Origin of the sequence: Pseudomonas sp. Z1-12 (assembly GCF_051132015.1) — a bacterium.
In the GTDB taxonomy this organism is placed as follows: Bacteria; Pseudomonadota; Gammaproteobacteria; order Pseudomonadales; family Pseudomonadaceae; genus Aquipseudomonas; species Aquipseudomonas zanjanensis.
This window is the reverse complement of sequence record NZ_CP071647.1, coordinates 948872-961307: the sequence shown is the minus strand read 5'-3', so window position 1 is coordinate 961307 and position 12436 is coordinate 948872. Positions and strand designations below refer to the sequence as shown.

The 12436-nt window shown below is 60.1% G+C and carries 8 protein-coding genes; 7 read left to right on the top strand and 1 reads right to left on the bottom strand.

Going from position 1 to position 12436, the window contains the following annotated elements; genetic code table 11:
* Nucleotides 1-46 precede the first annotated feature (46 nt).
* On the bottom strand, nt 47-430 hold the full coding sequence (locus J3P85_RS04080) for a DUF6124 family protein (protein WP_186710780.1): 384 nt from the start codon (nt 428-430) through the stop codon (nt 47-49).
* Between the two features lie 1275 nt (nt 431-1705).
* On the opposite strand from J3P85_RS04080, the gene J3P85_RS04075 reads away from it, so the two are divergent.
* The 7 genes from J3P85_RS04075 to J3P85_RS04045 all read left to right on the top strand — a co-directional run bounded on the left by J3P85_RS04075 (nt 1706) and on the right by J3P85_RS04045 (nt 12432).
* On the top strand, nt 1706-3307 hold the full coding sequence (locus J3P85_RS04075) for an ABC transporter substrate-binding protein (RefSeq protein WP_434704986.1): 1602 nt from the start codon (nt 1706-1708) through the stop codon (nt 3305-3307).
* A 255-nt stretch (nt 3308-3562) separates the two neighbouring features.
* A complete protein-coding gene (locus J3P85_RS04070) occupies nt 3563-5188 on the top strand; it encodes an ABC transporter substrate-binding protein (protein ID WP_434704985.1) in 1626 nt (541 codons plus the stop codon).
* Between the two features lie 379 nt (nt 5189-5567).
* Nucleotides 5568-7169 (top strand): ABC transporter substrate-binding protein, encoded by a 1602-nt coding sequence (locus J3P85_RS04065; RefSeq protein WP_186706012.1) that lies wholly within the window; start codon nt 5568-5570, stop codon nt 7167-7169.
* A gap of 169 nt (nt 7170-7338) precedes the next feature.
* Nucleotides 7339-8754, top strand: coding sequence for an OprD family porin (locus J3P85_RS04060; RefSeq protein ID WP_250964307.1), 1416 nt, complete (start codon nt 7339-7341; stop codon nt 8752-8754).
* Between the two features lie 74 nt (nt 8755-8828).
* Entirely contained in the window at nt 8829-10424 is a 1596-nt protein-coding gene (locus J3P85_RS04055; RefSeq protein WP_434704984.1) for an ABC transporter substrate-binding protein, read from the top strand.
* A 75-nt stretch (nt 10425-10499) separates the two neighbouring features.
* Nucleotides 10500-11510 (top strand): ABC transporter permease subunit, encoded by a 1011-nt coding sequence (locus J3P85_RS04050; protein ID WP_053118417.1) that lies wholly within the window; start codon nt 10500-10502, stop codon nt 11508-11510.
* A gap of 10 nt (nt 11511-11520) precedes the next feature.
* The gene (locus J3P85_RS04045) at nt 11521-12432 is read left to right on the top strand and encodes an ABC transporter permease subunit (protein ID WP_249876174.1); all 912 of its coding nucleotides are present in this window, start codon (nt 11521-11523) and stop codon (nt 12430-12432) included.
* The last annotated feature ends 4 nt before the right edge of the window (nt 12433-12436 follow it).

The following is a 12436-nucleotide window of genomic DNA, read 5'->3' as shown; positions in this document are numbered from 1 at the left end:
GCCGCTTCGCGCCCCAGCGGGAGCAAGCTCCCTCGCCACAGGAGGATCACGGCGCCGGGCTGGCCGGTGCTTCAAGCTGATCCAACGCTTTATCCACCAACAACTGGCACAACTCCACCAACTGATGAATCCCCAACGCCACACTGCGCCGCGTGCCCTCCACTTCAAAGGCCAGGTCCTCGGCCATGGCTTTTATCGAGGCCAGGGTTTCGGAGGTGCTGGTCAGCAGTGTGTCGGCGTCGGCTTTGGCGGTGACGGAAAACAGGCTGTCGATGCGCTGATCGGTGCTTGGCTCTGGAGGTTTTGGGTTGAGGTAATGATTGAGGGCGCGCTCGGCGGCGGCGCGGTCTTTGAGCAGGTCTTCGATGGAATCGAAGCCGGAAAGGGGGTTGGTTTTGTTGAAGGGTGGGTCGGGGACTGACTTATCCATTTATTTGTACCTATTTTAGTGATGAGGACCATCACTTGCCGTTTCTCACTCGGCAAAGTGGTGGCAGCTGTGTGCAGGGGTGAGAAATCCGAGAATAGGTACTCGGCCAGACCGAAGCCTGCCCGCACACAGCCGCCATAACGCATCTACTACAGGCAGCGGATAAGCTGGCGGCAATTATGCAGGTACAGAGGCTGGATGCCTATTATTCGGGTTTCTCACGCCCGGTCGCTGAGTTGCAGCGACAAGAAAAAGGTTAGAGAGCCCACTTCCGAGCGGCAACCCTAAAAAGCTGTGGGATGTTTCGTTTCAGGACCGGTGATCCTTCCTACACAAATGAATGACTCATCACGCCTCTTGGCGCAGCAAACCCCGTGGCGAGGGAGCTTGCTCCCGCTGGGCTGCGCAGCAGCCCCCAAACCTGACGCCTCGGTACGTCAGATGGATGCAGTCGCTGCTGTCGGGGCCGCTTCGCGCCCCAGCGGGAGCAAGCTCCCTCGCCACGGGTTTGGTGGTCGGCGGGACATGGCATATTGCTTCGACCTCTGCTGGGTTCTTCTCAGAGCGGGGGTCGCACAATAGTTTTGACATTTCCAAAAACAGCACGAGAGCACTGTCCACGTTTTATGGAATGTGGACAGCGAAAGATTAGGCCTTCTTGAAAAGTCAAAATTTTTCTTAAGCATGAAATGAGCATCCTTCACGCCTAGGCTTTCAGGCCTTCTTCGCGAACAAACCCACACACAACTGATCGGGTACATTCGTGAGAGATAGGCCGGCTACTAGGCCGCCTTCGCGAGCAAGCTCGCTCCCACAATTGGACCGGAGCGCGACCGAGAGAGCCAGGTCGGCTATAAGGCCGCCTCGGCCCGGCTTTTGATCTGGGGGCCCCGTTAACCACGATGCCGGAGTGAGGGCACACCGAGCCTAAGCGAGGTGCCGAGTGGTGGGGCAAAGCGCTTTTGGTTACTTTTGGCTGGTCCGGCTCCCGGCTCTTCCAAAAGTGACCCGCCGTAAGGGCGGAACCCTAAGTAGCCGTTACCGCAGCAATGGATATGTACCCGATCAACAAGGCCAACTGGAAGGCCGCCATCGCGAGCAAGCTCGCTCCCACAGTTTGATCGGAGTACAGCAGGAAGAACCGGGCCGGCTATCAGGCCGCCTCGTCCAAAGCGCTATACCCAAACCCAACGGTCCCCCTCACTTTTCGATATTTCCACCACCCCCACCCGCAACGCTACTCTCCTGAAAACCTCACCACCCCCAAAGGATTTCATGGACAGAACCACCTTCAAACCCCTCCTGCTCGCCCTGGCACTGATCAGCAGCGCCCCAATGGCCCAAGCCGCCACCACTCTGGTCTACTGCTCCGAAGCCAGCCCCGCCGGGTTCGACCCCAGCCAATACACCAGCGGCACCGACTTCGACGCCTCGGCCGAAACCGTCTTCAACCGCCTCACCCAGTTCAAGCGCGGCGGCACCGAAGTCGAGCCAGGTTTGGCGACAAGTTGGGACGTATCCCCCGATGGCCTGGCCTACACGTTTCACCTGCGCGAAGGCGTGAAATTTCATACCACCGAGTTCTTCACCCCGAGCCGCGACTTCAACGCCGACGACGTGCTGTTCACCTTCCAACGCCTGCTTGACCCACAGCACCCGTTCCGCCAGGCCTACCCCACCGAATCGCCGTACTTCACCGACATGGGCCTGAACACCACGATTAAAAGCGTCGAGAAAATCGACGAGCACACCGTGCGTTTCAACCTGAACAACGTCGACGCCGCCTTCGTGCAAAACCTGGCGATGAGTTTCGCCTCCGTGCAGTCCGCCGAATACGCGGCGCAGTTGTTGAAGGAAGGCAAGGCCGGCGATCTCAACCAGAAACCCGTCGGCACCGGGCCATTCGTGTTCAAGCGTTACCAGAAAGACTCGCAGATCCGCTACGCCGCCAACACCGCGTACTGGAAACCCGAGGACGTGAAGCTCGACAACCTGATTTTCTCCATCACCCCGGATGCCGCCGTGCGCCTGCAAAAGCTCAAGCGCGGCGAATGCCAAGTCAGTGGCTACCCACGCCCGGCTGATATCGAGGTAATCGAACAGGATCCGAACCTGCAAGTGCTCAAGCAGCCGGGTTTCAACCTGGGCTTCCTCGCCTACAACGTCACACATCCGCCCCTGGACCAGCTCAAGGTCCGCCAGGCGCTGGACATGGCCATCGACAAGCCAGCGATCATCAAGGCCGTGTACCAGAGCGCCGGCCAACTGGCGCAGAACGCCTTGCCGCCGGCCCAATGGTCGTTCGACCCGGCCATCCAGGACGCGCCCCACGACGTGACCAAGGCCAAGGCGCTACTCAAGGAAGCCGGGGTTGCGCCGGGTACAACCATCGATTTATGGGCAATGACGGTGCAACGCGCGTCCAACCCCAACGCCCGGATGTCGGCGCAGATGATCCAGCAGGATTGGGCCAAGATCGGCATCAAGGCCAACATCGTCAGCTACGAATGGGGCGAGTACATCAAGCGTGCAAAAAATGGCGAACACGATGCGATGATTTACGGCTGGACCGGCGATAACGGTGACCCTGACAACTGGCTGGGAGTGCTGTACAGCTGCGCAGCGGTCAAGGGTAGCAACTACGCCAAGTGGTGCGACCCGACATATGACCGCTTGGTCCAGCAGGCCAAAGTCTCGACAGACCGCCAGCAACGGATCGATTTGTACCAACAAGCGCAGAAAATCCTCAAACAACAGGTGCCGATCACCCCGATCGCCAACTCCACCGTATTCCAACCGATAAACAGGCAAGTGGTGGATTTCAAACTCAGCCCATTCGGCCTCACACCCTTCTACGGCGTGGGTTTGAAGAGGTAAAACCCGCCCCCTCCCGGTGCGCCAAAGCCGCGCGGCGCACCGGGAAAGGGCGCCAATCGCCCCTAAAAAACGCGCGCAAACGATCAAATGCGTCAGAAGTTACACAGATGCGACATTAAGGTACGTTCGTGCCACTGTTTCAGACTTGAAACCGCTCTGGATCTTGCATTGGGTATGGGGCCTGCATAAGTATCCGCAGGACGACTCACGAGGTCGCCCTCAAATCCAAAAATGACAACAAATCATGAGGCCAACATGCTTAAACACGCGGTCATTCCGTTTTTAGTCGGTGCAGGCTTGTTAGCCAGCGCTCCCTTCGCTTCCGCCGCGACTAACCTGGTGTTCTGCTCCGAAGGCAGCCCGGCCGGCTTCGACCCTGGTCAGTACACCACCGGAACCGACTTCGACGCCTCTGCAGAGACCATGTTCAACCGCCTGACCCAGTTTGAGCGCGGCGGCACCGCCGTGATTCCTGGCCTGGCCACCAAGTGGGACATTTCCGAAGACGGCCTCACCTACACCTTCCATCTGCGTGAAGGCGTCAAGTTCCACACCACCCCGTACTTCAAGCCGACCCGCGAATTCAACGCCGACGACGTGCTGTTCACGTTCAACCGCATGATCAACAAGGACGACCCTTTCCGTAAGGCGTACCCGACCGAATTCCCGTACTTCACCGACATGGGGATGGACACCAACATCACCAAGATCGATAAAGTCGACGACCACACCGTCAAGTTCACCCTCAAAGATGTCGACGCTGCGTTCATCCAGAACCTGGCCATGAGCTTCGCCTCGATCCAGTCCGCCGAGTACGCTGCCCAACTGCTCAAGGATGGCAAGGCCCCGGACATCAACCAGAAGCCGGTCGGCACTGGCCCGTTCGTGTTCAAGAGCTACCAGAAAGACTCCAACATCCGCTACACCGGGAACAAGGACTACTGGAAGCCTGAAGACGTGAAGATCGACAACCTGATCTTCGCCATCACCACCGACCCGTCGGTGCGCATGCAGAAACTCAAGAAGAACGAATGCCAGATCACCCTCTTCCCACGCCCGGCCGACCTCAAGGCCCTGAAGGAAGACAAGGCACTGAAGATGCCCGACCAGGCGGGTTTCAACCTGGGCTACATCGCCTACAACGTGATGGACAAGATCAAGGGCAGCAACGAGCCGAACGTGTTGGCAGACCTGAAAGTCCGCCAGGCGTTGGACATGGCGGTCAACAAGCCGCAGATCATCGATTCGGTCTACCAGGGCGCCGGCCAGTTGGCTGTCAACGCCATGCCGCCAACCCAATGGTCGTACGACACCACCATCAAGGACGCCAAGTACGATCCTGAGAAAGCCAAGGCGCTGCTCAAGGAAGCCGGCGTCAAGGAAGGCACCAACATCACCTTGTGGGCGATGCCGGTACAGCGTCCATACAACCCGAACGCCAAGCTGATGGCCGAAATGCTGCAGTCCGACTGGAAGAAGATCGGCCTGAACGTCAACATCGTCAGCTACGAATGGGGCGAGTACATCAAGCGTTCCAAAGGTGGCGAGAACCAGGCCATGATCATTGGCTGGAGCGGCGACAACGGTGATCCGGACAACTGGCTCAACGTGCTGTTCGGCTGCGACTCGCTGGCCGGCAACAACTTCTCCAAATGGTGTGACAAGAAGTTCGACGGCCTCGTGAAAGAAGCCAAGCGCACCACCGACCAGGCCAAGCGCACCGAACTGTACAAACAGGCACAACACGTCCTCAAGGATGCCGTGCCGATGACACCTATCGCTCACTCGACGGTGTATCAACCCATGCGCGCCAACGTGCAGGACTTCAAGATCAGCCCATTTGGCTTGAACTCCTTCTACGGCGTCAGCGTCAGCAAATAAAGTGACCTGTGGCGAGGGAGCTTGCTCCCGCTGGGCTGCGTAGCAGCCCCTCTTGTGAGCGCGATGGTGTACTAACAACACCATCGCGAGCAGGGCTCGCTCCCACGGCATGCCGTTGCTTTAAGCCAAGACTCAGGAAATCGCCTACATCCAAAAGCACTGCGTACCACAGCAGTCGGTTTAGGACGTATCGCCTTTTCCCACGAGTCTTTCAGGTATTACGCATTTACCGCCCGGCCCACGGCTCATACCGTCGTCACCGGGGCGACTTGCCAGCCCTGCGGCCTCGCTACGCAATGGAATGAGCTCAGTGCGCCGACCTGTCCCCGGAAGGACACCGGTTCACTGTTAAAACACCCCGAACGAGAGAGGGAGCGTCATGCGCCATACCTTGGTTTTATCCGCATTGCTGGGCACCGGCCTGTTGGCCGCGACATCCGCCACCCAAGCCGCCGGCGGCAGCCTGGTGTTCTGTTCCGAAGGCAGCCCCGCCGGTTTCGACACCGCGCAATACACCACCGCCACTGATAACGATGCCGCCGAACCGCTGTACAACCGCCTGGCCGAGTTTGAAAAGGGCGCGACTAACGTCGTCCCGGGCCTGGCGACGAGCTGGGACATTTCCGAAGACGGCTTGAAGTACACCTTCCACCTGCGCGAAGGGGTGAAGTTTCACACAACCGACTACTTCACGCCGACCCGGGATTTCAACGCCGACGACGTGCTGTTCACTTTCAACCGCATGCTCGATCCGCAGCATCCGTTCCGCAAGGCCTACCCCACCGAGTTTCCGTACTTCAACGGCATGAGCCTGAACAAGAACATCGCCAAGGTGGAAGCGACCGGGCCGCTGACGGTAGTGATGACCCTCAACAGCGTGGACGCCGCGTTCATCCAGAACATCGCCATGAGCTTCGCCGCGATCCTGTCGGCCGAATACGCCGACCAACTGCTCAAGAGCGGCAAGCCGAGCGACATCAACCAGAAGCCGATCGGCACCGGGCCGTTCGAATTCAAGAGCTATCAGAAAGACTCCAACATCCGCTACGTCGCCAACGATAAGTACTGGGCGCCGGAACGGGTGAAACTGAAGAACCTGATTTTCTCCATCAACACCGACGCCTCGGTGCGGGTGCAGAAGCTCAAGGCCAACGAATGCCAGGTCACCCTGCATCCACGTCCGGCCGACGTGCCGGCCTTGAAGAACGACCCCAAGCTGCAACTGATCGAAAAACCTGGCTTCAACCTCGGTTACATCGCCTACAACACCCGCCACAAGCCGTTCGACCAGGTCGAAGTGCGCCAGGCCCTGGACATGGCAGTGAACAAGCAAGGCATTCTCAACGCCGTGTACCAGGGCGCAGGCCAACTGGCGCAGAACGCCATGCCGCCGACCCAATGGTCCTACGATGACACCATCAAGGACACGCCCTACAACCCGGAAAAAGCCAAGGAGCTGCTCAAGGCCGCCGGGGTCAAGGAAGGCACCGAAATCACCCTCTGGGCCATGCCCGTGCAACGCCCGTACAACCCCAACGCCAAGCTGATGGCCGAAATGCTCCAGGCCGACTGGGCGAAGATCGGCCTGAAAGTGAAGATCGTCAGCTACGAATGGGGCGAGTACATCAAGCGCACCAAGAACGGCGAGCACGACATCAGCCTGATCGGTTGGACCGGCGACAACGGTGATCCGGACAACTGGCTGGGCACGCTGTACAGCTGCGATGCCATTGGCGGCAACAACTACTCCATGTGGTGTGACCAGGATTACGACAAGCTGATCAAGCAGGCCAAGGTCGTCACCGACCGCGACCAGCGCACCGTGCTCTACAAACAGGCCCAGCAGTTGCTCAAGCAGCAAGTGCCGATCACCCCTGTTGCCCACTCGACGGTCAACCAGCCGCTGAGTGCCAAAGTCGAAGGGTTCAAAGTCAGCCCCTTCGGTCGCAACGTGTTCTCGGGCGTCAGCCTGAACCCATAACCGTCTAGTCGCACAGCGAGGGCTTCCCTGGAAGCCCTCACGCAGACGTCTTGCCTGAATTCGTCGATCAGGCGTGATGCAAACGTTTGCTAGCTGTGAATGAGTTGTAAACCGTTAGCCGAATCATCCAAAAGGATCGGCACAAAAAAAAGAAAAAGGAGCGTTACCGATGAAACTGAGCAGCACCGCGATACTGGCCTTGGCCATCAGCAGCATTACCGCAACGGCTTTCGCAGAATCCCAGAGCCAGGCGGTCACCCCGGTGACCCTCAAGACCACCAGCGAGCAAAGCGAAGCCAAGGGTTTCATCGACGGTCAATCCGTCACGGGTAGCACGCGCAACTGGTACGCCAACGAGCAATTCAAGCGCGGCACGAAACTCACCTATCGCAAGAACGGCGAAGCACGCGAGACCGACCGCCGGATCAACTGGCTGCAAGGCACCATCATCAAGTACAACTCGGGTTTCACTGAAGGCACCGTAGGCTTCAGCACCGAAGTGGCTGCCTACAACGCCATCGCCCTGGACCAGGACCGCAAGGACCTGGCGTCCAACAACGGCGGCGCACCGACCACCCGTCCTGGCGCCGGCAACAACCGTACCCTGACCCGCGAAGGCGGCGACGCCGTGGGCCAGTGGAGCAAACTGGGCCTGGCCAACCTCAAGGCCCGCGTGTCCAACACCACCCTGACCGCCGGTCGCCAGAACTTCAGCAGCCCGATGGTCGACGTGATCGGCAACCGTGCCCTGCCTTCCAGCTTCCAGGGTGTGAGCCTGCACAGCGAAGAGTTCGAAAACCTGGCGTTCGACATCGCCACCTTCGACCGCAACTCACCGCGTACCGAACAGAGCCAGCGCAAGTTCCGCTCCGAATACGGTGACAGCAGCGTCGAGACCGATCACGTCAACACCGCCGGTATCACCTACCAGCCACTGGCCAGCCTGAAGACCAGCCTGTGGGCGACCGAAGCCGAGGACATGTGGAACCAGTACTACTTCGGTGCCACCCATGAACTGGGCGACAGCTCGGTGCTGAGCCTGACCACCGGCCTGAACTACTACAAGACCGTGGATTCAGGCAAAAGCAAGCTGGGCGAGATCGACAACGACACCTACTCCCTGTCGTTCGGCCTGACGCACCAGGCCCATAGCCTGACGTTCTCGTACCAGGAAGTGAACGGTAACGAGTACTTCGACTACCTGCACGAAACCAACGGCATCTACCTGGCCAACTCCCTGCTGTCGGACTTCAACGGCCCGAACGAGAAATCCTTCCAGATCGCCTACGGCCTGAACATGGCTGAATACGGCGTGCCAGGCCTGAAGTTCAACATCTACCAGGCGCGCGGCTGGGGCATCGACGGTACGCACTACAACAGCACCGGTTATAGCGACGTGCGGGCCATGGACGGCGAGCACCACTATGAATACGGCGTCGGCGCGTCCTATGCCGTACAGAGCGGCCCTCTGAAAGCCACCGCGATCCGTGCGACCTACACCGCACACCGCGCCAGCGAAAACCAGGCCGACGGCAGCCTCAACGAGTTCCGCCTGGTCACCACCATTCCGTTCAACATTCTCTAAACTGCCACCGGGCGGTCGACTCACGAGGTCGTCCGCCCGGTCTTTTGCCATTACCCGATTGCAGAGGATTGACGATGAACATGATTCCCCTACGCGCCGCCATCGCCGCCGCGCTGCTGAGCGTTGCCGTTGGCGCCACGGCCAAGCCCCTGGTGGTTTGCACAGAAGCCAGTCCGGAAGGCTTCGACATGGTCCAGTACACGACTGCAGTCACCGCCGATGCCGTGGCGGAAACCATTTTCAATCGCCTGGCCGATTTCAAGCCCGGCACCACTGAAGTGATTCCGGCCCTGGCCGAATCCTGGGACATCAGTGACGACGGCCTGACGTACACCTTCCACCTGCGCAAGGGCGTCAAGTTCCACACCACCGACTATTTCAAGCCGACCCGCGACATGAACGCCGACGATGTGGTCTGGAGTTTCCAGCGCCAGCTGGACCCGAACCACCCTTGGCACAAACTGTCGAGCGTGGGTTTCCCGTACTTTGAAAGCATGGGCTTCAAGGAGCTGCTGAAAAACGTCGAGAAAGTCGACGAGCACACGGTCAAGTTCACCCTGACCCGCCGCGAAGCGCCGTTCCTGGCGGACATCGCCATGGCTTTCTCCTCGATCTACCCGGCCGAATACGCCGACCAATTGCTCAAGGCCGGCAAGGCCGGCGATCTCAACAGCAAGCCGATCGGCACCGGCCCGTTCGTGTTCCAGCGCTACAACAAGGACGCCCAGGTTCGCTTCAAGGCCAACCCGGACTACTTCCGTGGCAAGCCACCGGCCGATGCGCTGGTATTGGCCATCGCCACCGACAACAACGTGCGCATGCAGAAGCTCAAGACCAACGAGTGCCAGATCGCGCTGTACCCCAAACCCGATGACATCCCCAGCATCAAGAAAGACCCGAACCTGAAGGTCACCGAGCTGGACGCGATGACCGTCTCGTATACCGCGTTGAACACCAGCAAGAAGTACATGAGCGACGTGCGGGTGCGCAAAGCCATCGACCTGGCCTTCGACAAGGAAGCCTACGTCAACGCGCTGTTCGGCAAGGGCAACGCCACCGCGGCGGTCAACCCCTACCCGCCAACCCTGCTGGGTTTCAACCACGACCTGAAGAACCCGGCCCGTGACCTGGACAAGGCGCGCCAGTTGCTCAAGGAAGCCGGCGTGCCGGAAGGCACCGTGTTCACCCTGTTCACCCGCAACGGTGGCGGCCCGACCAACCCTAATCCGATGCTCGGCGCGCAAATGATGCAGGCCGACCTGGCAAAAGTCGGGATCAAGATCGACATCCGCGTGATGGAATGGGGCGAAATGCTCAAGCGCGCGAAAAACGGTGAGCACGACATGGTGTCCGCCGGATGGGCGGGCGACAACGGCGACCCGGATAACTTCCTGACGCCTATGCTCAGTTGCGAAGCCGCCAAGAACGGCGAAAACTACGCGCGCTGGTGCAACGAGAAATTCCAGGCGCTGCTCGACCAGGCACGCGCCACAGTGAACCCCGAGGAGCGCGCGAAGCTCTATGAGCAGGCCCAGGTGATTTTCAACCAGGACCAGCCATGGATCAGCATGGCCCACACCCGCATGTTCACGGCAATGCGCAAGAACGTAGAGGGCTACGTGATTAGCCCGCTCACCACCAACAACTTCGCCACCACCCAGGTGAAGTAGATAAGAAAACGCCCGGCATCCCTGATCCCAGAGATTGCCGGGCACGCCTAACCGGCTGATGAGGTACACCTGAAGATGTTTAGTTTTATTGCCCGCCGACTGGGATTACTGATCCCCACGTTCTTCGGCATCACCTTGCTGACCTTCGCGTTGATTCGCATGATCCCGGGCGACCCCGTGGAAGTGATGATGGGCGAACGTCGGGTCGATCCCGAAATGCATGCACAGGCAATGGAACGCCTTGGCCTGAACAAACCGCTGTATGCCCAATACCTGGACTACATCGGCAAACTGGCCCAGGGCGATCTCGGCGAATCGCTGCGCACCCGTGAAAGCGTCTGGACCGAGTTCAGCTCCCTGTTTCCCGCGACCCTGGAACTGTCCATGGCCGCCCTGTTGTTCGCCGGCATCCTGGGCCTGTTGGCCGGGGTGATCGCGGCACTCAAGCGAGGATCCCTGTTCGACCATGGGGTGATGGGCATCTCCCTGGCGGGGTATTCGATGCCGATCTTCTGGTGGGGCCTGATCCTGATCATGTTCTTCTCCGTGTCCCTGGGCTGGACGCCGGTGTCGGGACGGATCGACCTGCTCTACGACATCGAGCCGAAAACCGGCTTCATGCTGATCGACACGCTGCTGGCCGACGAACCGGGCGCGTTCCTCGATGCCCTGCATCACCTGATCCTGCCGGCCATCGTGCTGGGCACCATTCCGCTGGCGGTGATCGCCCGCATGACCCGTTCTTCGATGCTCGAAGTGCTGCGCGAAGACTACATCCGCACCGCCAAGGCCAAGGGCCTGTCGCCGTCGCGCGTGGTGTTCGTGCATGGCCTGCGCAACGCGCTGATCCCGGTGCTGACCGTGGTCGGCCTGCAAGTCGGCACGCTGCTGGCCGGTGCGGTCCTGACCGAAACGATCTTCTCCTGGCCGGGCATCGGCAAGTGGCTGATCGAAGCCATCGGCGCCCGGGACTATCCCGTGGTGCAGAACGGCATCCTGTTAATCGCCTGCCTGGTGATTCTGGTCAACTTCGTCGTGGACATCCTCTACGGCTTTGCCAACCCACGCATCCGTCACCAGCGCTGAGATCAAGACCATGAGTACTCCAACTACCGCGGTAGCAGTCGATCAAAGCCTGCTGTACCCGTCCCCGTACAAAGAATTCTGGCAAGCATTTTCCCGCAACAAGGGCGCCGTCGCCGGGCTGCTGTTCATGATCCTGATCGTGTTCTGCGCGATCTTCGCGCCGTGGGTCGCGCCTCATGACCCGAGCGAGCAATACCGCGATTTCCTGCTGACGCCGCCGGCGTGGCTTGAAGGCGGGCAGATGCAGTTTCTGCTGGGCACCGACGAACTGGGCCGCGACCTGCTGTCGCGCCTGATCCAGGGCTCGCGGCTGTCGTTGCTGATCGGCTTGTCGTCGGTGGTGATGTCGCTGATTCCGGGCATCCTGCTGGGGCTGTTCGCCGGGTTCTTCCCGCGCATCCTCGGCCCGACCATCATGCGCCTGATGGACATCATGCTCGCCCTGCCGTCGCTGCTGCTGGCCGTGGCGATCGTCGCCATCCTCGGCCCAGGCCTGATCAACACCGTGATCGCCATCGCCATCGTCTCGCTGCCGTCCTACGTGCGCCTGACCCGTGCCGCCGTGATGGGCGAACTGAACCGCGACTACGTGACCGCCGCCCGCCTGGCCGGCGCCGGCCTACCGCGCCTGATGTTCATCACCGTGCTGCCCAACTGCATGGCACCGCTGATCGTCCAGGCGACCTTGAGCTTTTCCTCGGCGATCCTCGACGCCGCCGCCCTGGGCTTCCTCGGCCTCGGCGTCCAGCCACCGACCCCTGAGTGGGGCACCATGCTGGCCTCGGCCCGCGACTACATCGAACGCGCCTGGTGGGTCGTGAGCCTGCCTGGCTTGACCATTTTGCTCAGCGTGCTGGCAATCAACCTGATGGGCGACGGCCTGCGCGATGCGCTGGACCCGAAACTCAAGAATGCCGCCTGAGGAG